The organism is Armatimonadota bacterium (assembly GCA_016869025.1).
Taxonomy (GTDB): domain Bacteria; phylum Sysuimicrobiota; class Sysuimicrobiia; order Sysuimicrobiales; family Humicultoraceae; genus VGFA01.
Genome location: VGFA01000020.1, coordinates 1 through 21,423, shown reverse-complemented (window position 1 = coordinate 21,423; position 21,423 = coordinate 1). Strand labels below are relative to the sequence as shown.

The 21,423-nt window shown below is 66.2% G+C and carries 25 protein-coding genes and 1 riboswitch; of the genes, 3 read left to right on the top strand and 22 right to left on the bottom strand.

Annotation, left to right across the window (positions count from 1 at the left end):
* Positions 1-10 precede the first annotated feature (10 nt).
* Positions 11-658 (top strand): hypothetical protein, encoded by a 648-nt coding sequence (locus FJX73_10160; GenBank protein MBM3471134.1) that lies wholly within the window; start codon positions 11-13, stop codon positions 656-658.
* Here the strand turns inward: FJX73_10160 and FJX73_10155 are convergent.
* From FJX73_10155 to FJX73_10120, 8 genes are all read right to left on the bottom strand, one after another.
* Entirely contained in the window at positions 551-1,891 is a 1,341-nt protein-coding gene (locus FJX73_10155; GenBank protein MBM3471133.1) for a M20/M25/M40 family metallo-hydrolase, read from the bottom strand. The two genes, FJX73_10160 and FJX73_10155, sit on opposite strands and share 108 nt — an antisense overlap.
* Positions 1,892-1,913: 22 nt before the next feature.
* A complete protein-coding gene (locus tag FJX73_10150) occupies positions 1,914-2,387 on the bottom strand; it encodes a YbaK/EbsC family protein (protein MBM3471132.1) in 474 nt (157 codons plus the stop codon).
* A 7-nt stretch (positions 2,388-2,394) separates the two neighbouring features.
* On the bottom strand, positions 2,395-3,285 hold the full coding sequence (locus tag FJX73_10145) for a 3'-5' exonuclease (GenBank protein MBM3471131.1): 891 nt from the start codon (positions 3,283-3,285) through the stop codon (positions 2,395-2,397).
* A complete protein-coding gene (locus FJX73_10140) occupies positions 3,212-4,654 on the bottom strand; it encodes a proline--tRNA ligase (GenBank protein ID MBM3471130.1) in 1,443 nt (480 codons plus the stop codon). Before FJX73_10140 ends, FJX73_10145 begins: the two co-directional genes overlap by 74 nt.
* 232 nt (positions 4,655-4,886) lie before the next feature.
* Positions 4,887-5,840 (bottom strand): homoserine O-succinyltransferase, encoded by a 954-nt coding sequence (metA, locus tag FJX73_10135; GenBank protein MBM3471129.1) that lies wholly within the window; start codon positions 5,838-5,840, stop codon positions 4,887-4,889.
* Positions 5,841-5,902: 62 nt separating this feature from the next.
* Entirely contained in the window at positions 5,903-7,192 is a 1,290-nt protein-coding gene (locus FJX73_10130; protein MBM3471128.1) for an O-acetylhomoserine aminocarboxypropyltransferase/cysteine synthase, read from the bottom strand.
* Positions 7,193-7,273: 81 nt separating this feature from the next.
* Positions 7,274-7,375, bottom strand: a riboswitch (SAM riboswitch).
* Between the two features lie 98 nt (positions 7,376-7,473).
* A complete protein-coding gene (locus tag FJX73_10125) occupies positions 7,474-9,078 on the bottom strand; it encodes an ABC transporter substrate-binding protein (protein ID MBM3471127.1) in 1,605 nt (534 codons plus the stop codon).
* 55 nt (positions 9,079-9,133) lie between these two features.
* Positions 9,134-9,430: a hypothetical protein gene (locus tag FJX73_10120; GenBank protein MBM3471126.1), complete on the bottom strand. Its 297-nt coding sequence runs from the start codon at positions 9,428-9,430 to the stop codon at positions 9,134-9,136.
* A 187-nt stretch (positions 9,431-9,617) separates the two neighbouring features.
* On the opposite strand from FJX73_10120, the gene FJX73_10115 reads away from it, so the two are divergent.
* Positions 9,618-10,871 (top strand): hypothetical protein, encoded by a 1,254-nt coding sequence (locus FJX73_10115; protein MBM3471125.1) that lies wholly within the window; start codon positions 9,618-9,620, stop codon positions 10,869-10,871.
* Here the strand turns inward: FJX73_10115 and FJX73_10110 are convergent.
* Together FJX73_10110 and FJX73_10105 are read right to left on the bottom strand one after the other, a co-directional pair.
* On the bottom strand, positions 10,868-11,488 hold the full coding sequence (locus FJX73_10110) for a 1-acyl-sn-glycerol-3-phosphate acyltransferase (protein MBM3471124.1): 621 nt from the start codon (positions 11,486-11,488) through the stop codon (positions 10,868-10,870). The genes FJX73_10115 and FJX73_10110 overlap by 4 nt on opposite strands.
* 3 nt (positions 11,489-11,491) lie before the next feature.
* Positions 11,492-12,244 (bottom strand): FadR family transcriptional regulator, encoded by a 753-nt coding sequence (locus tag FJX73_10105; GenBank protein ID MBM3471123.1) that lies wholly within the window; start codon positions 12,242-12,244, stop codon positions 11,492-11,494.
* Positions 12,245-12,319: 75 nt separating this feature from the next.
* On the opposite strand from FJX73_10105, the gene FJX73_10100 reads away from it, so the two are divergent.
* Complete coding sequence (locus FJX73_10100) at positions 12,320-12,784, top strand: hypothetical protein (protein ID MBM3471122.1); 465 nt, start codon at positions 12,320-12,322, stop codon at positions 12,782-12,784.
* Here FJX73_10100 and FJX73_10095 read toward each other — a convergent pair.
* From FJX73_10095 to FJX73_10040, 12 genes are all read right to left on the bottom strand, one after another.
* Positions 12,781-13,275 (bottom strand): PaaI family thioesterase, encoded by a 495-nt coding sequence (locus tag FJX73_10095; GenBank protein ID MBM3471121.1) that lies wholly within the window; start codon positions 13,273-13,275, stop codon positions 12,781-12,783. The genes FJX73_10100 and FJX73_10095 overlap by 4 nt on opposite strands.
* Before the next feature lie 5 nt (positions 13,276-13,280).
* On the bottom strand, positions 13,281-14,519 hold the full coding sequence (locus FJX73_10090) for an MFS transporter (GenBank protein MBM3471120.1): 1,239 nt from the start codon (positions 14,517-14,519) through the stop codon (positions 13,281-13,283).
* Between the two features lie 48 nt (positions 14,520-14,567).
* Positions 14,568-15,845: a 2,3-bisphosphoglycerate-independent phosphoglycerate mutase gene (gene apgM / locus FJX73_10085; GenBank protein MBM3471119.1), complete on the bottom strand. Its 1,278-nt coding sequence runs from the start codon at positions 15,843-15,845 to the stop codon at positions 14,568-14,570.
* On the bottom strand, positions 15,842-16,723 hold the full coding sequence (locus tag FJX73_10080) for a diaminopimelate epimerase (protein MBM3471118.1): 882 nt from the start codon (positions 16,721-16,723) through the stop codon (positions 15,842-15,844). The genes apgM and FJX73_10080 overlap by 4 nt, the downstream gene beginning before the upstream one ends.
* Positions 16,720-17,667 carry a D-alanine--D-alanine ligase gene (locus FJX73_10075; GenBank protein ID MBM3471117.1) on the bottom strand — a complete coding sequence of 316 codons (948 nt, stop codon included), beginning with the start codon at positions 17,665-17,667 and terminating at the stop codon, positions 16,720-16,722. The genes FJX73_10080 and FJX73_10075 overlap by 4 nt, the downstream gene beginning before the upstream one ends.
* Positions 17,668-17,701: 34 nt before the next feature.
* Positions 17,702-18,148, bottom strand: a complete 447-nt coding sequence (locus FJX73_10070) for a zinc ribbon domain-containing protein (protein MBM3471116.1) — start codon at positions 18,146-18,148, stop codon at positions 17,702-17,704.
* Positions 18,149-18,218: 70 nt separating this feature from the next.
* Positions 18,219-18,761: a hypothetical protein gene (locus FJX73_10065; GenBank protein MBM3471115.1), complete on the bottom strand. Its 543-nt coding sequence runs from the start codon at positions 18,759-18,761 to the stop codon at positions 18,219-18,221.
* Between the two features lie 68 nt (positions 18,762-18,829).
* Positions 18,830-19,216 carry a DUF1232 domain-containing protein gene (locus FJX73_10060; GenBank protein ID MBM3471114.1) on the bottom strand — a complete coding sequence of 129 codons (387 nt, stop codon included), beginning with the start codon at positions 19,214-19,216 and terminating at the stop codon, positions 18,830-18,832.
* A gap of 289 nt (positions 19,217-19,505) precedes the next feature.
* Positions 19,506-19,865, bottom strand: coding sequence for a nuclear transport factor 2 family protein (locus FJX73_10055; GenBank protein MBM3471113.1), 360 nt, complete (start codon positions 19,863-19,865; stop codon positions 19,506-19,508).
* A 150-nt stretch (positions 19,866-20,015) separates the two neighbouring features.
* Entirely contained in the window at positions 20,016-20,528 is a 513-nt protein-coding gene (locus tag FJX73_10050) for a nitroreductase (GenBank protein MBM3471112.1), read from the bottom strand.
* A gap of 95 nt (positions 20,529-20,623) precedes the next feature.
* On the bottom strand, positions 20,624-20,884 hold the full coding sequence (locus tag FJX73_10045) for a hypothetical protein (GenBank protein MBM3471111.1): 261 nt from the start codon (positions 20,882-20,884) through the stop codon (positions 20,624-20,626).
* A 110-nt stretch (positions 20,885-20,994) separates the two neighbouring features.
* Positions 20,995-21,396, bottom strand: coding sequence for an ACT domain-containing protein (locus FJX73_10040; GenBank protein MBM3471110.1), 402 nt, complete (start codon positions 21,394-21,396; stop codon positions 20,995-20,997).
* Positions 21,397-21,423: the final 27 nt, after the last annotated feature.

Genomic DNA, 21,423 nt, shown 5'->3' with positions numbered 1-21,423 from the left:
ATTCGCCGCCGTGACCCACCAGCCGCCACCCCGCAGTGCCTTCACCCGGAAGGAACGCGCCGTCATCGACGCTCTCCGCACACCGTGGCAGGTGCAGCGGTACCTCAACTCGCTGCGGTACAACCACCACCGCGTCGGCAAGACCCTGGCCTCCTTCCGTGAGGTCGTCCGGGCGGGTGAGGTCATGTGTGTGGAGTCGGCGCTGGCGGCAACCGTCATCCTGGAGCAGCACGGCCACCCGCCGCTGGTTGTGAGTCTGGAGTCGCAGGACAACCTGGATCACGTGCTGTTCGTCTTCAGGCGGCGCGGCCGGTGGGGCGCCGTGGCGCGATCCCGGGACGCCGGACTTCACGGCCGCAGGCCGGTCTTCAGGTCAATCCGCGACCTTGTGTGGAGCTACTACGACCCCTACGTGGACTTCACCGGACGGCTCACCGGCTACGCGCTGATAGACCTCCGCGACCTCGGAGACTACGACTGGCGGTTCAACCGCCGTAATATGTGGAAGCTGGAGCGCCACCTGATCGCCGCGCCCCACAGGACGCTGCGCTCATCCGACGCGCGCTACCGGCGCCTGCTGCGGCGCTACCGGGAGTTCCGGCGCCGCCATCCCGATGCGCCGGCGACCTACTACCGCGGACGGGAACGCTGGATGTAGCAGCACCCCCACCACCAGCCGGGCAGCTTCCTCCAGGTTCCGTGGGTCCACGATGGGCGGCAGGTCGGTAGGCTGGTGGTAGTGCGGATCAACGCCCCTGTGCAGGAAGACGGCGGGGACCCCCACCCGCTCGAAGCTCGCGTGATCGCTGCCCGCCATGCGGAACCGGCTGACCGGGATACCCAGCGTCCGCGCCACCTCGAGCGTGGCGTTTACCAGGGCCTCGTCGCGTCCGGGAGAACTGCCCACCATCAGGTCGCCCCCCCATCCCACCATGTCAAGGTTGATCATGGCAACTACGCCCCGCCTTCGCTCGTCCGCGAATGCCACCGAGCCAAACAGGCCCAGTTCCTCTGCCGCGAAAAGGACGAACTGCACGGTGCGTGGGGTGGGCGCACCGGCAAGCACGCGCGCAACCTCGAGCACGACCGCGACCCCGGATGCGTTGTCGTTGGCGCCGGGACTGCCCGGCACCGAATCGTAATGGGCCCCAACAACCACTATCTCCTCAGGCCGCGCCGCGCCCCGCTTGGTGGCCACGACGTTTGCGGTCGAGCGCGTCTCGAGCACGGTGTCCACGAGCAGGCGGACACGGAGACGGCCCTGCTGCGCCGCCTCGATCAGGCGGACGCCGTCTTCGTTGGAGATCGCCACGGCCGGAATCCTCGACGGCTGGGTCAGGACCCCTGCCATTATCCCTTCCGGCTGGCTGTTGTAGATCACGACCGCCGCCGCGCCTCGCGCGGCCGCGTTCGTCGCCTTTTCCGTGAAGGTGATCGAGCCGCGCGCCACCAGGGCGATCGCGCCTGTGACCTGCCGGCCTTCGTAGTCCGACGGCCGGCCCAGCCCGACGTGGACGACGTCGGCCTCCAACCCCGTGGGCGCGCTGGGCGCCGAGTAGAATAGCGCCATGGCCGGTACCTGACGGGAGACCGCGCCCAACTGCTGCATCTCGACCCGCCGTGCCTCAAAGTACGGGAATCGGAACGAATGGAGGTCCACCTGGTATCCGAACTGGCGTAACTGCGCTGCCAGGTAGTCCGCGGCCTGCCGCTCGGACAGCGTCCCGGTGGGTCGTGGTCCGATCGTGCCTGCCAGGTGCTGCACGTGCGCGAACGCCGCCTCCCCGGATGGCGCGGGCGGCACCGGCTGCCCCAGCGCCGGCACCGGAGCAAGCGCAAAGACGGCGAGTGAGAGCAGGATCGGGGCGATGCGACGACGCAGCAGGTACATCCGGTCACTCCTTCTGTTTGCGCTACTGCGGCTGGGCGAGTTCCGCGACCCGGCCGCCGGTCACCCTCACCAGATCGCTCGGGGCAATGGGAAAGATCGCATTCGGTGTGCCGGCCGCCGCGTAGACGATCTCGTACGAGAGCAGGTCTACGTCTATGTAGGTTTCCATCGGCGCGGCGTGCCCCACCGGCGGTACGCCGCCGATCGCGAAACCGGTGGCCGCGCGAACCCGGTCGGCGTCGGCGCGCTCGATCTTCCCTGCGCCTGCGGCGCGGGCGAGCTTCCCCGAGTCCACCCGGTTCTTGCCCGAGGCCAGGACCAGCACTGGCCGCCCGTCCGCCAGGAACACCAGGGACTTCACGATCTGGCCCAGCGTGGTACCGATCGCGTCGGCAGCATCCTGGGCCGTGCGCGTTCCTTGCGGGAACTCCTGTATCTCCGCGCAGACCCCCAGCGCAGAAAGTGCCTGGTACACGCGGTCGGTGGCAGAAGACATCAGCGGCCTACTGCCTGGTCGGGAACCGGCCCAGGAGCGCGTCCTGCACGATCGCCTTGACCTCCGGTCCGAACTCCTTGCGCAGGATCCATTCCAGGAACCCCCGATCCTTGTCGGCCAGATCGCGCAGGGACCGGCCGCGCACGCCGTCTGGCCCGAAGGTCAGCACCGCTTCCCCGCGCTCCCACACGAACTTCCCATCGGGGTCAATCGCGTTGGGATCGCGCGGGTTGAACAGGTCCGCGAGTTCCTGCGGGCTCCTCGGCAGGTCGGGATAGGCCGCGAGTTGGGCGTCGAGTATCTCGGCGCACGCTTCAACGTCTGCCTGGGCGCCGTGGGCTCCCTCCAGCTCCCTGCCGCAGTAGTACCGGTAGGCCGCGGTCAGGTCGCGCGGTTCCTTCCGGTGGAAGATCACCTGCGCATCCACGACCGCGCGGCCCTCCATGTCCAGGCGCGCGCCGACCATCGCCAGTTCGCGAAGGAGCACCGGGATGTCGAACCTCTGGACGTTGAAGCCGGCCAGATCGGCGTCTCCGATGAACGCCACCACGTCGGCGGCGATCTGAGAGAACCGCGGCGCGCCGGCCACGTCGGCGTCGGTGATCCCGTGAATGCTGGTGGAAGCAGGAGGAATCGGCATCCCAGGATTCACGCGGCGGGTCATCGCATCACGCCGGCCGTCTGGATGCGCCTTGATCAGGCCAATCTCTACGATGCGATCGGAAGCAGGGTTGACGCCCGTGGTCTCCAGGTCGAGGAAGACGAGCGGACGGCGCAGGGCCAGGTGCTTCACCGCCCGAGCAACCCGCCGCGGCCGGTCGGCATCAGTACGCCCGCGCGTAGTACACGGTCGCGGAAGATGGCTTGCCACACGCCAGGCAGGTCCCCTCCGGAGCATCGTTCAGCGGTGTGACCCGCGGTGAGGCGCCGGTCCTCTCACGAATGGCATCCTCGCACGCCTGCTCCTGGCACCACCCTGTGCGCACGAACCCACGCCGCTCCTGAATCGCCGCCGCGAGCTGCTCGATTGTCTCGGCTGAGACGGTATGCTCGTCCATGAACGCCTGGGCCCTGTCGAAGTACTCCTTCTGCACATCCTCCAGCGCCGCGAGCACCATCTGCTCGATGCCGTCCTGCGAGATGGCCTTCTTGCCGCCGCCGGTACGCTTCACCATCACCGCTGCGTCGGAGGCCACGTCCCGCGGTCCGATCTCCAGGCGTAGCGGCACGCCACGCATCTCCCATTCGTTGAACTTCCAGCCGGGCGTGTACTCGTCTCGGTCGTCCAGCCGCACCCGCGCCACCTTCCCCAGGCGATCCGCGAGCCCCCGGGCAGCGGCCAGGACTCGTTCGCCTTCCTTGCCAAGGATCGGAACGATCACAACCTGGATCGGCGCGATGCGCGGGGGCAGGCCCAGTCCGCGGTCGTCGCCGTGCGCCATGATGAGCGAGCCGATCAGGCGCGTCGAGACCGCCCACGAGGTGGACCAGACGAACTTCTCCGTGTTGTCGCGGTCGAGGAACTTCACGCCGAAGGCCTTGGCGAAGTTCTGTCCCAGGAAGTGGCTGGTCCCGGCCTGCAGGGCCTGCCGGTCGGGCATCAACGCCTCCAGGGTGTAGGTCCAGTCGGCGCCGGCGAACTTCTCTGTCGGCGACTTGCGCCCCACCAGGACCGGGATGGCCAGTACGTCCTCGAGCAGCTGCCGGTAGATCTCCAGGATCGTCAGGCACTCCTGGTCGGCCTCCTCCAGCGTGGCGTGCGCGGTGTGCCCTTCGTGCCAGAGGAACTCGCTGGTCCGCAGGAACAGCCGGGTGGACTTCTCCCAGCGCACCACGCTGTTCCACTGCAGCAGCAGCACCGGCAGGTCGCGGTAGGACTGGATCCAGTTGGCGTACATCGGCAGGATGATCGCCTCGGAGGTCGGCCGCACCGCCAGCCGCTCGGCCAGTTCCTCGTCGCCGCCGTGGGTCACCCAGGCCACCTGGGGAGCGAATCCCTCGACGTGCTCGGCTTCCTTCTTGAGGAACGACTCGGGGACGAACAGCGGAAAGTAGGCGTTGACGTGCCCGGTCGCCTTGAACCGCTCGTCCAGCCAGCGCTGGATGCCCTCCCACAGCGCGTAGCCGTAGGGCCGGATGACCATGCACCCGCGCACCGGAGAGTAGTCGGCCAGCTCGGCCTTGAGGGCGACGGCGGTGTACCAGTCCGAGAAATGCTCGGACTTGCTGGGTATCTCCTTGACGAAACCCTGGCCCTCGGTTGACATACTTCCCCCTAAAACGAAATGGCCCCCCGCCCCAAGGGACGGGAAGCTCCCGCGGTACCACCCTTGTTCCGGTTCCGCGCACCCCGGCTCCCCCGGTGGGGGCCGGCTGTGCTGTGCAGGTCCGGCGCTTGCCGCGCTTATCGGGCGCGCCCGGCGGCCTTCTCGGCCGCGGCTTGGGGGTGGGTCGGCCCCGTCATCGCCAACTGTACGGAGAGTCTAGCACGGCCCAGAATCAGCGGGCAAGGCCTGCGTCTTCCTCATCCGAACCGTGCGGAATGCGACGCAGGTCGTAGGGAGTTTCCTGGTAGACGTAGTAGTTCAGCCAGTTCGAGAACAGCAGGTTGGCGTGTCCGCGCCAGCGAACAACCGGCAGCCGGCCCGGGACGTCGTCAGGGTAGTAGTTCCTGGGGATCGAAATCCGCAGCCCTCGCCGAAGATCGCGCTGGTATTCCAGGTGCAGGGTCAGTGGATCGTATTCCGGATGGCCCAGAACGAATACCTGATGGCCGTCGCGCGAGATGATCAGATAGATCCCAGAATCATTCGACTGTGACAGGATCTCCAGATCTGACGCCCGCGCAACGGCCTCGCAATCCACCTCGGTGTGGCGAGAATGCGGCGCGTAGAACGTGTCGTCAAAGCCGCGTAGCAGCTTGACGTTCTGGCGGGCCACGTGGTGTGGGAAGACTCCAAACTGCTTCTGAGGAAGGGGGCGCTTGGGAATCCCGTAGTGATGGTACAATGCCGCCTGCGCTCCCCAACAGATGTGCAGCGTGGCAAACACGTGTCTGAGCGACCAGTCCATGATCTCCTGCAACTCCGGCCAGTAGTCAACCTCCTCGAACGGCAGGTGCTCGACAGGCGCGCCGGTGATCACCAGCCCGTCGAACTTGCGCTCACGTATCTGGCCAAAGGTCTGGTAGAAGGCCAGCAGGTGCTCTTCGGGCGTGTTCTTGGGCTGGTAAGAGTTGGGGTAGAAAAGCGTGATGTTGATCTGTAGCGGCGTGTTTCCCAGCAGGCGGATGAGCTGGGTTTCGGTGGCGATCTTCGTCGGCATCAGGTTGAGAGTGGCGATCTCCAGTGGCCGGATGTCCTGGTGCTCGGCTCGCCGCTCCTCCATCACGAAGATGTTCTCGCCCATCAGCACTTCCTTGGCCGGCAGGTCGTCGGGTATTCGTACGGGCATTGCCCACCTCTTCTCGCTCTCTTTCCGCCAGGCGGCGGAGCAGGACTGCGCGTGGCGCGCTCTCAGGCACACAAGGCCTGGTCGAGGTCCCAAAGAATGTCCTCGATGTCCTCCAGCCCGACGCTCAGGCGGATGAAGTCAGGCGTGACACCTGCCGATGCCTGCTGCTGTGGCGTGAGCTGGCTGTGGGTCGTGCTGGCGGGGTGGATGGCAAGGCTCTTGGCGTCGCCCACATTGGCCAGGTGGCTGAACAGCTTGAGCCCGTCTATGAACCTGCGGCCGGCCTCGACACCGCCCTTGATGCCAAAGCCCAGGATCGCGCCGGCACCCTTCGGCAGGTACTTCCGGGCAGCGGCGTGGTGCGGGCTGTCGGGTAGGGACGGGTAGGAGACCCAACTGACCCTCGGGTGCGCCGCCAGGAACCCGGCCACCTGCTCCGCGTTCCTGACGTGCCGCTCCATGCGCAGGGTCAGCGTCTCCAGCCCCTGTAGGAGCAGCCAGGAGTTGAACGGGGACTGGCAGGCCCCTATGTCGCGCAGCATCTGCACTCGGGCCTTCAAGATGAACGCCGGCGCACCCAGATCCGCGTACTTCAGCCCATGGTAGCTGGGGTCGGGCGTCGTGAAGCCCGGGAAGCGCCCGCTGGCTGCCCAGTCGAAGTTGCCCGCGTCAACGATGACCCCGCCGATGGACGTCCCGTGCCCGCCGATGAACTTGGTCGTAGAGTGCGTCACGATGCTCGCCCCCCACTCGAACGGGCGGCACAGGTAGGGAGTCGCAAAGGTGTTGTCAATCACCAGCGGGATGTTGTGCGCACGGGCAATAGCCGCGACTTCCTCGAAAGGAAAGACATCAATGCCCGGATTCCCGAGGGTCTCGCCGTAGAGGATCTTGGTATTGGGACGGATGGCGCGCCTGAAGTCCTCGGGATCCCTGGGGTCAACAAGGGTCGTCTCGATTCCCAGCCGCGGAAAGGTGTAGGCGAACTGGTTGTAAGTGCCGCCGTACAGCGTCGATGAGGAGACGATGTGGTCTCCGGCACCGCACAGAGTCAGGATGGCAAGCGTCTGGGCGGCGTGACCGGAACTGGTCGCCAGGGCGCCGACACCGCCTTCCAGGTCGGCGACGCGTCGCTCGAAGACATCGCTCGTGGGGTTCATGATGCGGGTGTAGATGTTACCGGACTCCTCCAGGGCGAAGAGGCGGGCCGCGTGGTCCGTGTCCTTGAAGACATACGACGTCGTCTGATAGATCGGCACTGCTCTTGAACCCGTCGTTGGGTCGGGCTCCTGGCCGGCGTGAAGCTGGCGTGTGTTGAAGCCGAACCGCCGCCCGTTCTCGCCAAGTGTCATGATCCTGTGATCTCCCTTCTACTTGTCGGCCGACGAAAACAATAAACCCCTCCGCTTCCTGCTCTTGGAGGGGTTCACTCCCTCTTATCCGCCGGAACTGGTTCCCGCGGGGGTTGGCACCTTACCTGACTGGCAGGTTGCCGGGGGTCATCGGGCCCGTCCCTCACCCACTCTTGATAAGAGCAGCTATTCGGCTAGGCGCGATGATAGCACGCGCCGTTGAACGCGTCAATCGGACCTCAGGGTGCGCCTGCCCTACCCAAACCTCCTGTTGGCCCTCCCTATCGCCCCTCCAGCCACACGTTCCAGAACGCGTGTCCGGGCTGCCCGGTGTAGCCCCTCAGCTCCTTCCGGTGCAGGTGCAGGGGGAAGTAGTCGCCGTACTTGATCGCCGGCACGTCCTCCCAGAACAGCCGCTGCGCGCGCTTCCAGATCTCCATGCGGACCTTCGGGTCGGTGTGCCGCGCGAGCAGTGTCATCATCGCCGCCATGTCCCGGCTCTCGTACCAGCCCGGCCAGGTATGGCTGAGCACCAGCACCTGAGTGGGGTCAGGGAAGGTGAGCTGTGCCGTGTTGAGCGCGTCCCAAAGCTCAGAGCGCGCCCTGCGCGAGATCAGCGTGGCCCAGTCCACCACCTGGAAGTCGAAGACGAAACCCGCCCTCTCCAGCATCGGCTTGGCGATCTGCGCCGAGATCCCGTAGGCCTGGTACTCCATCGTGGTCATCCACTTGATCGGCTCGCCGCGGTACCCGGCCTCGGTCAGGAGCTGCCGCGCCCGCTCGGTGTTCTTCTGGTTGAATCGCTCCTTGCCGACGTCGGTCCACATGTAGTGCGGCTTCGGGAGCAGCGCCGGGTCCAGGCGCCAGAACTTCGGGTTGCCGAACGTCCCGCGCATGATAGCTTCCATGTCCAGGGCCGCCAGCCATGCCTGCCGCATCTTGGGGTTGACAAACGGACCGGTGCGCTTGTTGAACACGGTGGTCAGCCACAGCGGCACCGGCGGAACGAAGGGCACCAGGTTGGGATCGCCCTGCAGCCGGGTGAAGTCGTCCTGGGGCACGCTCTCGGCGAACTGGTATTCGCCGCGCGTGACGCCGGCGATGCGGACGGCCACGTCGGGGACGGGCACGATGTAGATCGTGTCAAGGTAGGCGCCTTTGCGGCCGGCGAACCCGTCGGGCTCCTCCGTGCGCGAGCTGTACCCATCGAACCGGTCGAGCCGCACATGGCGGTCGGGCGCGTGCTCAACAAACCGGTAGGGCCCGGTGCCTATGAACCGGCGAACGGGGCCTGCCCCTGCTTCGTCGATGACCTCCTTCGGATAGATAACAGCCCCCTGCAGCGCCAACGCCAGGTCCACCAGGACCAGCCCGTAGGGTTCCTTGAGTCGGAGCACGACGGTGTGGGCATCCGGCGCGGACAGCGATTGGGTCACCGCGAACAGCGCCCTGCCGCGCGTGGACAGCCGCCCCCAGCGAGAGAGCGACGCCACCACGTCGTCGCCGTTCAGCTCCCTGCCGTGGTGGAAGCGCACGCCCTTGCGCAGATTGAACGTGTAGACCAGCCGGTTCGGGCTGATCTTCCAGGTGTCAACCAGCATCGGCTTCGGCTCGAACCCGCTGTTCAACGCGAAGAGCCCCTCGTAGACGTGCAGCATGATGTCCTGGACGATGAGCGCCGTGGTCGTGTGCAGGTCCAGGGTGGGCGGCTCACCGATGTGCGCCATGCGTAGAACCCCGCCGCGCCGGGGCTGCTGCGCCCCGATGGTATCGACGGGAACGGCTACAAGGGCCAGGGCCACCGCCAGCACGACGGAGCAAAGTGCCAAACGTTTCACAACATCCCCTCCTGTGCGTTGCCGCGAAATGCATTCTCGCTGGATCATGAATGCCTATCTCTTCTCTCTTCTATGCAGGTGCCGCGGCGCCTTCCCTCACCCGTCAAAGAGTCACCGCATCGTAGCAGGGAGCCTTGCCCCAGGCAAGCAAGCGATAGCCCTTGCGGAGCCCCAGTCTGAAGAAGGGATCCGACTCGGCGAGCTTCACGGCTTCTTCCCTGGAGTCAACCTCCATCACCCAGAGCCCCCCGCAGAACCATTCGTCCGGCGCCGGGCGCAGCCCCCCGGCGATCACTATCTTGTCGCGATTTGCCGCCAGGTAGTCATAGTGCGCGTTTGAGTGCTCCTTGCGAATCGACTCTTTGCCCTCGTTGTCTTCAAAGATCGCAACCCACCGCATGACCGTCCTCCTCGTGTCCGTCTGTGGATCGCCGGTCGGTTCCGTATGCAACTTCGCAAAGGAGTAGGTGCTTCCTCTTGTGGCTGCGCCGGCGCGTTCCGGCGCCGCTTTGGCTCCTCCGTGGATTGACGGCCGGCGCGCAATCCTGCTAGGTTGAGGGCTGGTTGTCCAGGGGGTGCGGTCCCTGATGAGCTTCGAGCAGATCATAGCGCTGGCGATCTTCGGCGCAACGTACGCGCTGGCCCTCACCCGCCGCATCAAAATCGCCTACGTCTCTCTGACCGCGGCCGTGCTGCTGGTCGCGCTGCGCATCCTGACACCGCACGAGGTCGTGACACAGGCCCTGAAATGGGACGTGTTGGGCATCTACTGGGGCTTCATGATGGTCTCGATCGCCTTCATGGACAGCGGCGTCCCGAAGCTCCTGGCCGAGCGCATCCTGAAGGCCGCCCACGCCGAGAAACACGCCATCCTCTATCTGGCCGCCTCGACCGCCTTCCTGTCCGTCTGGATGGAGAACGTGGGCGTGGTATTGATGATGGCGCCGATCGCGCTGGCGATCAGCAGGCGCCTGAACACACCCCTCTTCCCGTACATGGTCGTCATTGGTATAGCGTCCAACGTGGTCACGACCGTGACCATGGTCGCTGACCCGCCGTCAATCATCCTTGCCATCGAGACAGGAATGAAGTTCATGGACTTCTACTGGTTCCAGGGACGGATCGGGCTGGGTACGCTGACGGTCGTCGCTGTTGTCGCGGCGCTGCTTACCCTGCTGTTCCAGTTCCGCCACATGTCCAGGCGGATTGACCTGCCTACCGACGAGGTGCCGGCCACCTACGGGGCGACGGTTCTGTTCGTGGTATCGGTAGCGGTCCTGGCCTTTGGACACGGCCGCGGCCTCTCGCCTGGAATCGTCGGCGTGGCCGCCGGCGGCGCCGCCCTGTGGCTCAACCGCCGGCGGTTCCGGGCGATGTTCGTCGAGTTCGACTGGAACTCGTTCGCCTTCATAATGGGCATCTTCGTGGTAGCGCACTCGCTGCGGTCCACCGGGCTGCTTCGGGAGTTCGCGGGCCTGCTGCACGGGGTAGGGCTGAAGACCCCGGGGCTGGCCATGGCCGCCCTGATCTGGATATCGGTAGCCATCTCGTCGTTCGTGGACAACGTGCCGTTCACGGTGCTGATGATTCCGGTGGCCCAGGACCTGGCCGGGCTGCTGGGGACAAGCGCGTGGCCGCTGCTGTTTGGAATGCTGATCGGCACGGGCAGCGGCGGCAACATCACGCCGGTGGGCGCCACGGCCAACGTCTTCGCGTGCGGCTTCCTGGAAAAGCACGGCGAGCGGGTGGAACTGGGCCGCTACATGAAGATCAGCATGCCCTTCACCATGGTGGCCGTGGGCGTGGCCCACATCCTGCTCTACATCTTCTGGCTGCGCTAACGCCAGCTGTGCGCGTGGATCCAGGCCATGGCCGCCTCGGTGGCCGCGTTCTGCGACGCCCGTTCGGCGCCCGGCGGCGACAGCGGCGGGCCGATCCGCACGGCTACACGGCCTGGCCGTGGAAGCCAGGCACCCAGGGGAAAGACCCGGCCGGTTCCTGCGAGCGCGATCGGAACCACTGGCACGCCGGCGCGCGAGGCCAGCAGCGCGGCGCCGCGCAGCCCCGGGCGCCCGTTCGGATGCGGGGTCACGCGGCCCTGTGGGAAGACCGCCACCTTGCGCCCGCCCTCCAGCGCGAGCAGCGCTCCCCGCACCGCCGCGGCATCCACCTCGCCGCGGCGGACCGGTATGCACCCGTAGATCCGCATCGCCCAGCCCACCGCGGGCAGCGCGAAGAACTCTGCCGCTGCCAGGAACAGCAGGCGATCGGGCACGGCCGCTGCCAGGAACAGGGGGTCCAGCGCGCTCGGATGGTTGGCGACGAGGACCGCAGGGCCCGCGGGAAGGTGCTCGAGGCCTTCGACCCTGAAGCGAAACAGGAGCCGGAGAAGGGCGCGCACGGCGATCCATGCCGCCCGGAACAGCCGGGTCTCGCGCGGCCAAGGGTGACGGGCCAACGGCTAGACGCCGCCTTCGGTTCGCGCCGGCGCGCGCGCCCGGACCGGAAGTAGCGTCGCTTCGATCTGCTCGAGGTGCGCCAGCATGGCCTGCTCGGCCGTGCCGCCATCGCGCCGTCGTATGGCCTCCAAGATGGCCCGGTGCCCTCGGAGCGACTGCCGCGGCCGGCCCCGTGCCCGCAACGCCAGCTCGCGGTCGCTGCGCAGCAGGTGCAGCAGCAACTCGACGACCACCCCCGCGACCTGGTTGCGCGCCGCGCGCGCAATCAGGCCGTGGAAGGCCCCGCCTTCTTCCACGCCCAGGCCACCCGCCTCTACGCGGACCGTCTGGTCTACGAGTATCGCCTCCAACTGGCGCACCTCATCCGGGGTCGCGCTCACAGCGGCCTGACGGGCCAGGGTGGGTTCGATCATCTTGCGGAAGGCCATGACATCTGGCACTAGGTCGGGTCTCATCCCCAGCGCCGACGCGATGGGCGCCACCAGACCGGCAGCGGAGAGTTCCCGGATCACCGTGCCGTGGCCCTGCCGGGGCTCAAGCAGGCCGGTCGCCTCCAGCGTGCGGATGGCATCGCGGATCGAGGTGCGGCTTACGCCCAGGGCCGCGGCGAGCTCGCGCTCGGGCGGGAGCTTGTCTCCGGGTTCAAGCCGTCCCTCGGAGATAAGGCGTAGAATACGCGCCGCCACCTCCTCGTAGATCTTCGTGCGGCGCACGGGCTGGCGCACGGGGTCTGGATTGGTCCGATGGTCCGACATCTGCAGGCAGGGCAATTGTCGCGCGTAGTGAAAAGACTGTCAACGCAGCACACGAACCTCCGGGCGAGGTGGACGATGGAGCGGAGATACGTGCAGGGCCTTGTACTGATAGTCGTCGGTGTCGTCCTGCTGCTGGCCATGAGGGCATTGCCCGTCGGTGATCAGAGCGTCCTGTTTGTCGGTGCGCTCCTGCTGGTGGCCTATGCCTTCACGGGCAGGTATGGGCTCCTGGTGCCGGCCGGGATCGTGACCGGGCTGGGCGCCGGCATCGCGGCACGCGAATGGGTCGGCGCCGACCGCGCGCCGGTGCTGCTCGGGCTGGGTGTCGGCTTCCTGTTCATCTATGTCGTGGATCTCGCGAGAAGCGGCAGGCAGGCCGCCGAATGGTGGCCGCTTGTACCAGGCGGGATCCTGGTGGCCGTCGGGCTGCTGCGGATCGTGCGGGGCGCGGGCATCCTGCAGGCAATGACCGCCTGGTGGCCCGTACTATTGGTCGTGCTTGGTATCTGGCTGCTGGTGCGGCGGAGGGCGGCGGGCTAGCCCTGCCTCATGGCCTCCAGGTACTCCCGCAGGGCCGGCTCATCCAGCCCTGCCATCCTGGCGATGTTCGAGAGCTTTGGCAGCGCCCATGTGCTCGTGCTCTCGGCCAGCACCTCGTGTTCCGGGTGGCCCGGCAGCGTGACGCGTGCGCGCACGACCGCAACCCTATCGTCGCTGCTGACAACCTGCCCCTCAACATGCACTTCGGCACCGGTCGGCACGGGCCTGATGTAGCGGATCGAGATCTCGCGGGTGACCCCCAGCCGGCCAAGACGTGCGATGACGGTCCAGGCCGATACCTCGTCCAGGAGCGTCGCGACAATCCCTCCGTGAGCAACCCTGTCGAAGCCGCAAAGGTGCTCGGGGACGGCGTACCTGGTGTAGCAACCCTGCTCCGAGTGCCAGAAGCGAAGGCGCAGTCCGTGCGGGTTGGCCGGCGAGCAGCCGAAGCAGTGGCCAGGCCACCGGTTAGGGATCTCTGGGTGGTCCATCTTGCTCACACCTCCCGGAAGGATCTCCGCCGCGCGCGCGGCAGGCCCCATGCGGACAGCACCGCGGCCAGCCCGCCGACGCCCAGCACGACAAAGGCCCATCCCCATCCGGATGCGGGCGACCCTGTTGGGTTGGTCGTGTCCAGCACCAGGCCGAAGACGACAGGCGCGACCGCGCCGGCGCCGAATCCCAGGAGCGACCGGATTGCCAGGGCCGACCCGAGATATGCAGGGCGCACCGCCTCGGTCAGTGCAACAGACAGCACAGGCGAGTCACCCAGGGCCGTGAAACCGTAAACCGAGCCCACAACAGCCACCAGCAGCAGCGGTCCTCCCACCAACCATCCAAAACTGAACGAGCACGCGGCGCTGACCGCTGCCAGGACCAGAATGACCGTGCGGCGCCCGAGTCTGTCCGACAGGAGTCCCATGGACGACGACGCCACCCAACCCATCAGGTGGAAGGAAGCCGAGAGATATGCGCCGAGCTCGGCGGCCCGCAGCGTCATCGCCCCGGATGCGGCAAAACTGGCCGCCACGAACGCCGGCGCCCACGCCCACATGCCCAGCAGTTCCCACGAATGACCCGTGTAGCTGATGATCAGGCGCGCAGCATGCGGGTTGCGCAGCAACTCGGCCCCGGCACCGGCCCCACCCTCGCTGGGATGGATCACGTTGGCCGTCCCCCGCAGCATGATCCAGCCAATGAGCATCCCTGCGAGCGTGCCGGCGGCGGTCACTAGGAACGCCAATTGATACCCGCCGCGAGACAGCACTGCTCCCGTAACCAGAAGCGATGCCGCATGGCTCAACGAGGAGGCGGCGATCAACCATCCAAGTGCCGCGCCCCGGTGCTGCGAACGGTAGCGGTCGGAGATGAGCATGATGGCCGTGGTGTAGGTGCCGCCCTGGGCGAGCGCGACCAGCGTGAACAACACCAGCCCGGAAGCGTACGACCGCGCGAAGAGCGCGAACCCCAGCGCCGCAATCGTGCTCAAGGCGCCGGAAGTCAGAAAGATGCGCCGTGCGCCGACCCGGTCGGCCAACCAGGAGAAGCCAAGTAAGGATACCGCGTAACCGATCTGGAAGCCGGTGGCCACCGAACCGGCCTGGGCCGCGGACATGCCCCATGCCCCCCGGAGCACGGGCAGACATGCGGCATAGGTCATGTGGATCAGGTTCATGAAGAAGCGCGAGGCGCAGAGCCCCGGCAGCCAGAGGTCGAGTTGGGCGCGGACCTTCACGGTCTACCCCGGCGATTCACAGCGGCGATCCGTGGCGATGGGCCTATCCTACCTCCGCCCTACGAGCAGCGGCAGAATCTCGATGCCGCGCAGGTGCCCGAGCGCTCCCCGGGCAGCGGCGGCCTCGGTGAACCGGCCGGCGCCGTCGGGAGCCGTGCCCCCGCCGCCGATCAGCAGGGGCACCGGGTCGGGCGAGTGACCGCGCACCTCGCAGGGGGTTGCGTGGTCGGCGGTCACGGCCACTATGGCCGTGGATGGATCGAGTGCCGGAAGCAGCGTGCCGAAGAAGTGCGCGTCGATCTCCTCGATTACCTGCTGCTTGGCGGTGAAATCCCCGTCGTGCCCGGGCTCATCGGGCCCCTTCAGGTGCATGTAGAGACCGTCATATTGCGGAAGCGCCTCGATCGCGCGGCGCGCCCAGGTCTGGTAGGCCTCGGCGCGGCTGGCCGACGTGCCGTGCGGTATCTCGACCACGCCCATTCCCAGGAAGCGCGCGATCCCTCGCTCGACCGGCATCTCCACGAAGCACCCCAGCCGCACGCCGAAGCGCTCGTGTACCGAGGGGACTTGGGGCAGATGGTCGCCGCCGTCGCGTAGCAGGATCAGGTTGCCGGCCAGCTTGCCCTCGGCCCGCCGCTGGGCGTTCAGCGGGTGCGCGTCCATGATCTTGCGGCTCTTCCAGGTGAACTCGTTCACCAGCGCCGCGGACGCGCGCGCCTCGGATGATCCATCGAGAGGAACGCACTCCTCAACCTGATTCCCGAACGTGGCCCGGGCGACGCCCATCCCGCCGATGCGCGCGTAGGCCGGATCGGTGTTCGAGATCTGGGCGCTCAGTCGCCCCTGGGTGGGATGGAAGACCACCGCGCAGCGGTGTCCGATCGTCGCCGCAGCAACTACCCTGGCCGGCGCGCTTTCCAAAGTGATCTGCGCGGTGATCGCCTCGGCCAGCGTGCGGGCCTCTTCAGAAGAAAGGTTGCGGCCCACGCGCCGGTCAACGATCGAGGCGCCTTCTCCGCCGGTGGCGAAGTTACCGCGCAATGCCAGGTCGCCCCCCCCGAAGTCCAGCCCGGCGCCGAGCGCCTCCAGCGGCCCCCGGCCCACGTGATAAACCAGAGGATCGTATCCCAGGATGGCGACAACCGCCACGTCCGACTCGGGCGCGATGCCTTCTCCCACCGTGGTGACCAGCCCCTGCTGGCCCGCATCTGCAAGGCGGTCGAGATGGGGGGTGCGCGCGGCCTCAAGCGGCGTGCGGCCTCCCAGCGCCCCGATCGGCCGGTCGCCGACCCCATCCAGGATCACGTAGAGGACCTTGCGGCTCATGACTGCCCTCCCATCGCCGCTACCAGATCGGCGCTGAGCGACCCCGCGTAGACCTCGGACGCCGGGCCGGTCACCCGGATGCTCCAGTCGTCGCCCACGGTCACGCGCAGGTCTCCTCCGGGGGCGGAGACCGTGATCTCGCGGTCGGTCATCTCCTCGCGCACCGAGGCGGCCGCCACCGCGCTGGCGCTTGTACCCGAAGCCATCGTCTCGCCGACGCCGCGCTCCCAGATGAGAATCTGCACCCGGTCGCGCGCCACCACCTGCGCGAACTGAACGTTGGTGCGCTTGGGAAACAGGGGATGGGTTTCAAGGAGCGGCCCGAGCCGGTGCAGATCAATCAGACCCAGGTCGGGGACGAAGACGACGCAGTGCGGGTTGCCGACCGAAACCGCCGTGATCTCCAGCTTCTGTTCGCCGACCTCGATGATCTCGTCCACCACCTCGCGGGGCGGACCCGCGACAGGGATCTCGGTGCTGTGGAAGGTCGCGCGCCCCACGTCTACGGTCATCTGCTCGATGCGCCCGTCCACCAGGTGCAGCGTGATGCCTGCGATCCCGCCGGGCACCTCCACAGTGAAGGCCGTCTGATCGGTGTAGCCATGGTCGTAGAGGAACTTGGCGAAGATGCGCAGGCCGTTGCCGCTCTTCTCGGCCTCGCTGCCGTCGGGGTTGTAGATGCGCAGGCCAAAGTCCGCGCGCGCCGAAGGCGCGAGCGCCAGGATCCCGTCAGAGCCAACGCCGAGGTGCCGATCGCATATGCGCTGTATCGCCTGGGGCGTCAGATCGAAGGTGAGCGCCGCCGGGTCGAGCACCAGGTAGTCGTTGCCGAGCGCGTGCGACTTCACTATCCAGTTCTGCCCTCCGGGGGGCGTCATTTCTCCTGCACCTCCTGGGATGGCCTTCGGGCACGGCGCAGCGCGGATGCGATCAGGCGGTCCAGCACGGCCGCAAACTCCAGCCCCGCGGCCAGCGCGGCCTGCGGGAAAAGACTCCGCTCGGTCAGACCCGGAATCGTGTTCACCTCGAGCACGGCGACATCGGCCTCGCGCACAAAGAGGTCCACGCGCGCGAAGTCGGCGCAACCAAGAGCGCGGTAGGCGCGCAGCGCGGCCGACTGCGCGCGCCAGACCGCCGTTGCATGCAGCCGGGCCGGGCAGATCTCATCCGCTGCTCCCGGAGTGTACTTGGCTTCATAGGTGAAGAACTCCCGCTTGGGCACGATCTCCACCAGCGGCAGCGCCACCGGACCGGCGCCCTCGGGATCGTCAATGATCGCGCATGTGAGCTCGGTGCCGGTGAGATACTCCTCGATGAGGGCGGCCCGATCGAGGGACAGCGCCTCTCGAAGGGCGCCTTCCAACCCCTCCGGCCGCCTGACCAGGCTGACCCCGATGCTGCTGCCCAGGGCGTTGGGCTTGACGATGCATGGAAAGCCCAGCGTGTGCGCCACCTCATCCACCAGCGAGGGCAGCCTGGCCGTGAGCTGATCGCGATCCACCGCCAGGTACCCGGGCACCGGCACGCCGTTCAGCGCCATCAACTGACGTGAGCGCCGCTTGTCCATGGCCAGGGCGCTCGCCAGGACGCCCGAGCCGGTGTAGGGGATGCCCATGAACTCCAGCATCCCCTGCACCGTCCCGTCCTCGCCGAACGGCCCGTGCATGGCTATGAAGGCGACGTCCAGGTTCGCCGGAGGGAACCACGCGCCGGCGGACGGCACCGGCAGCGGCAGCACATCGTAGCGCGCGCGGTCGAGTGAGGCAAGGATGCGCCTTCCCGACGCGAGCGACACCTCGCGCTCGGGCGAAGGGCCGCCCATGAGCACGCCGACCAGCAGCTTCCTCACAGAGGGCTCACAGCTTCCTGCCGCACTCCTGGCAGAACTTGGAATCCTCCTCGTTCAGCCTGTTGCAGGAGGGGCACCTGATCATCACGACGCGTTCGGGTCCTGCCTCTGCGGTCTTGATCTCGGCCTCGTCCAGGGCGTCCTTGACCATGCCGCCTGCCATGCGCGCGTAGGGCTCGAGGTCGCGGCGCGCGCGTTGCGGGTCCAGTATCACGCCCGAACCGGCCAGGCCGCGCGCCCCAACCGCCCGCAGAGCGCCGCCGATCAAGAGGAGAGCCGCCGCCAGTATCATGCGAACTACGAACGACGGGATGACCCTCTCGGTGTCTGGACCCCCCATGGCGACCACAGCTACCGTGAAGAACAGCGATGCGAACACCAGTCCGCCGGCAACCAGGAGAACCGTGCCCAAGTAGAAGGTGGTCCTTCTTGCCGCTGATACCTGCCTGCTCATGCCATCCTCCTTACCCAACTGCCCCCGAGATCCCCCGGCGGTACGGATTCTCCTTGCGTTGGACAGTTCACTAGACGCGCTGCCTTACGAAGAACCGTTCCGCCGGGCATCCAAGGTCCCTTTGCGCGCAATGCCGGCATGCGAGCGAGCCTCTTACGAGCGCGTTCCCCGCAGTGGCAAGAAGTACGATCAGGAGCATTGAGATCAGGAGCATCCAGTTGAATCGCATCACTAGGAGCCCCACGCCGCCTATCAAAGGCACGGCTGCCACCAGGAGATCAGGAATGATCGTCCGGATCGATACCCGGCGCTCGAGGAACTTCTCGGGACTACCTCGCCTGAAGAAGAGCGAGCAGATTCTACCCCTGGCGAGCCCACATACCTTCCCATAGTAGTAGCAGTGAACGCAGCTGCCTCTGAGGACAGAGATCTCGATGGCCGCGCAGTATCCGATGTAGAGGATGGATGCGGCCATTCCGAAGCCAAAGAGAATGTAGGCGCCCAGGATGTACGTAGCGACTGAGACGCCGATTCCCACAAGCCCCATCCACAGGGGAAAGCGGTCGAACGTCTGGGAGTACGTCGTGTCTCCACCCTCCTGTTGCAAGCGCACGCGGATGGGGCGGGCGAGGCGTAGCTAGGAGACCCCAATCAGGTGCTGCCCCACCAGGTGTTCGACATCTATCCCACGAACACCCGCCGGACGATCGCAAGTACCAGCACGGCGCAGACGATCCAGGTGATGACCACCGCGATTGCTGCGGCACGGCTGACCGGACGGCCCTGCGCAAACGCCTCCTCGGCGCGCGCCCGGCACTTCGCCATGACCGGGGCCGGCACCAACCTGATGGCCAACGCTATCCCGGCCGGCACGATCAGCAGATCGTCGAGGTATCCGATCACCGGTATGAAGTCCGGTATGAGATCAATCGGGCTCAGCGCATAGGCAGCTACACCCGCGGCGAGCGCCCGCGCGTACCACGGTGTGCTGGGATGGCGGGCAGCCAGGTACAGGACTAGCGTCTCCTGCTTCAGGCGCCGGGCACGCTGTTTGAGGCTCTCGATCACGCTGCGAACGTCCAAGCCACACCTCAGGCGATGCGCTTCAGTTGTAGGAGAACCGCACGTCCCCACCATTGTAGTGACCAGCTCCCTCCGGCATTCGCGACGAGGAAGCTGTGACCCTCGATAAGCCTTTGGCGCAGGCACCGCCTGACACCGGAACTGTGAAACCCGGAGGGCAGCGCTGATCCCACGGCATGAAGGAACCGCCCCACCGGCGTCGCCGACCTCGTCAAAGGGGGCCTCCCTACCTCTTGACGGGAGGAGGCCTCATAAGGGTTGGGCGGGATTCGGCTCAGGCGTAGGCCTTCCTTGGGTCATAGAAGATGATCTCTTCAGCGATTGTGCTTCCTGTGAGCCGGAAGAGGGAGGCGCCGCGGATCGCAAACGGGGTGCCGGTCTGGCGGGACGTGCCCTGCCACGTCCACTGGCCTGCGCCCCTGTCTGCGATGCCGAAGAAGTGAACGTCGGAGAACTCGACGTTGGGCCACGCGAAGAGAGAGTCGAAGTACTCCTTCAACGCCTGCTTGGTCTCTATGCGAAGGCCGGCGGAGATGTCCTCAAACAGGAATGTGTCGGCGTAGAGGGAGACCAGAGCGCGGGCATCGAGGTCAATGAGAGCTCTCTTTGCGCGCTCGAGCACGTTGACTGGCATCTGGCACCTCCTTGGTTGCGGGTGATCGCACCGCGGGAGCGGGAATTCCGCATGACGGCTTGGCTCAGCGGCGGGAGCGGAGCGACCGTCCGCTGGAGCCAGTGTTGGCGGTGTTCTATGACGCAAATCTGTTCTCCAGAATGCTCTGCTTCACCAATGTTCGTAACGCACTAATTCGACCAGAGGCTTACGTATCTTGGGACCAGGTTGGTCGGCAGGATAACCGAGCGGTGTAAAGATTACTGGCTCGACTTCTTCGGGCAGCTGTAGAACGCTGCGCGCAGCCTCAACATTGAAAGCCGCAATCCAACAGGTTCCCAATCCCAAGTTTGCAGCAGCCAAGATGAGGTGATCAGCTACGATCGCTGCGTCGATCAAGCGCGCATTGAAGCGGTCGCTTTCCCGGACCCATGCCTGCGAAGAGATCGCGCAGACAGCAATCACTAACGGCGCCTGGACAAACCACGGGCGACGGTAAATCTCTCCGATCTCTTCCTCGCGCCCAGTAGTGTGCAACACAATCAATTGGAAAGGTTGGCGGTTGGCAGCGGTTGGCGCCAGACGCGCCGCTTCCAGAACCGCTTGCAGTTTTGTGTCGTCGACAGGGTCGGGACGATAGGCTCTTACGCTATATCTTGCGGCAATCAACTCAGAATACTCCATATTCTCTTTACCTCGTTTTCGTCTGACAACGCCCAACGTCGCCCCTCACGGGCGCGCGGTCCCCGCGCGTCCCGTGCAGGGGCTGGTTCGATGGTTCATTTGGGTGCCCAGCGCTTCAGTCTTGGAATGCTCCTCGTGAAGAACCATGCGAGGAACCCTGGCGTTCCCATCTCCTTGAGCTTGCCGATGCAGAACCTCTGCATCGCCTGGGGGGTGTCAATTTCGGGAGATGTGAAGGTGCCATTCACGTAGCAGTAGCTACAGTACTCCGTGCTCTTGCTCCCGTCGGAGTTGGTACCACCGTTCTGGGGGTCCTTCTTCATCGGCATGCCGCAGCTCTGACAGAACTTGCTCATATCCTATTCTCCTCATCGAACGGCATCGATCTGAGCCGCCTGGCCAGCCCAGACCCGATTATCGCACGAGATCTTAGCTCCGGGCTGGCCATGTCGGCTCCGGCGGGTTGCTAGGCAGCGCCAATCGGACGAACTGTGTGGCCGGCAGCGGATAACGCGGCGATGGCCGAATTGATGCTCTGGCCTGGAATGAAGAGGTAATCGGTCTGGTAGGTGGAGAGAGCGAAGATGCTGATGCCTGCCTGGGTAAGGGGGTCCGCCAGGGATGCCAGCACGCCGACCAGGGAGAAGTCCAGCGGGCCAAGCACGCGGAGGCATCGAAGGCCTCGTTGCGCCTGAACATCTGGCGGAACGGCGGAGTCGTTGCATACGATTGAGAGTTCGGCGGGGGTGTGGGTGACGGAGAGGAAACCGGCCCGTTCGGCCCATGCCGGAACTGGTGAATCCGGCGGCAGAAGCGCGACAGCGAAGGCGCCTGGGAGCAAGTCGAGGGTGAGACGGTTCTGAAGCACGGTGACCTCGAGACCGAGGCGCTGCCT

Coding starts and splice junctions, on each gene's coding strand:
- FJX73_10130 (MBM3471128.1), bottom strand. CDS start 7,192: ATGACACTTGGCGAGAACGGGCGGCGGTTCGGCTTCAACACACGCCAG.
- FJX73_10120 (MBM3471126.1), bottom strand. CDS start 9,430: ATGCGGTGGGTTGCGATCTTTGAAGACAACGAGGGCAAAGAGTCGATT.
- metA (MBM3471129.1), bottom strand. CDS start 5,840: ATGCCCGTACGAATACCCGACGACCTGCCGGCCAAGGAAGTGCTGATG.
- FJX73_10100 (MBM3471122.1), top strand. CDS start 12,320: ATGGAGCGGAGATACGTGCAGGGCCTTGTACTGATAGTCGTCGGTGTC.
- FJX73_10050 (MBM3471112.1), bottom strand. CDS start 20,528: ATGGAGTATTCTGAGTTGATTGCCGCAAGATATAGCGTAAGAGCCTAT.
- FJX73_10140 (MBM3471130.1), bottom strand. CDS start 4,654: ATGTCAACCGAGGGCCAGGGTTTCGTCAAGGAGATACCCAGCAAGTCC.
- apgM (MBM3471119.1), bottom strand. CDS start 15,845: ATGAGCCGCAAGGTCCTCTACGTGATCCTGGATGGGGTCGGCGACCGG.
- FJX73_10150 (MBM3471132.1), bottom strand. CDS start 2,387: ATGTCTTCTGCCACCGACCGCGTGTACCAGGCACTTTCTGCGCTGGGG.
- FJX73_10145 (MBM3471131.1), bottom strand. CDS start 3,285: ATGCTCCGGAGGGGACCTGCCTGGCGTGTGGCAAGCCATCTTCCGCGA.
- FJX73_10125 (MBM3471127.1), bottom strand. CDS start 9,078: ATGATCCAGCGAGAATGCATTTCGCGGCAACGCACAGGAGGGGATGTT.
- FJX73_10070 (MBM3471116.1), bottom strand. CDS start 18,148: ATGAGCAGGCAGGTATCAGCGGCAAGAAGGACCACCTTCTACTTGGGC.
- FJX73_10095 (MBM3471121.1), bottom strand. CDS start 13,275: ATGGACCACCCAGAGATCCCTAACCGGTGGCCTGGCCACTGCTTCGGC.
- FJX73_10105 (MBM3471123.1), bottom strand. CDS start 12,244: ATGTCGGACCATCGGACCAATCCAGACCCCGTGCGCCAGCCCGTGCGC.
- FJX73_10045 (MBM3471111.1), bottom strand. CDS start 20,884: ATGAGCAAGTTCTGTCAGAGCTGCGGCATGCCGATGAAGAAGGACCCC.
- FJX73_10080 (MBM3471118.1), bottom strand. CDS start 16,723: ATGACGCCCCCCGGAGGGCAGAACTGGATAGTGAAGTCGCACGCGCTC.
- FJX73_10055 (MBM3471113.1), bottom strand. CDS start 19,865: ATGCCAGTCAACGTGCTCGAGCGCGCAAAGAGAGCTCTCATTGACCTC.
- FJX73_10155 (MBM3471133.1), bottom strand. CDS start 1,891: ATGTACCTGCTGCGTCGTCGCATCGCCCCGATCCTGCTCTCACTCGCC.
- FJX73_10075 (MBM3471117.1), bottom strand. CDS start 17,667: ATGGGCGGCCCTTCGCCCGAGCGCGAGGTGTCGCTCGCGTCGGGAAGG.
- FJX73_10115 (MBM3471125.1), top strand. CDS start 9,618: ATGAGCTTCGAGCAGATCATAGCGCTGGCGATCTTCGGCGCAACGTAC.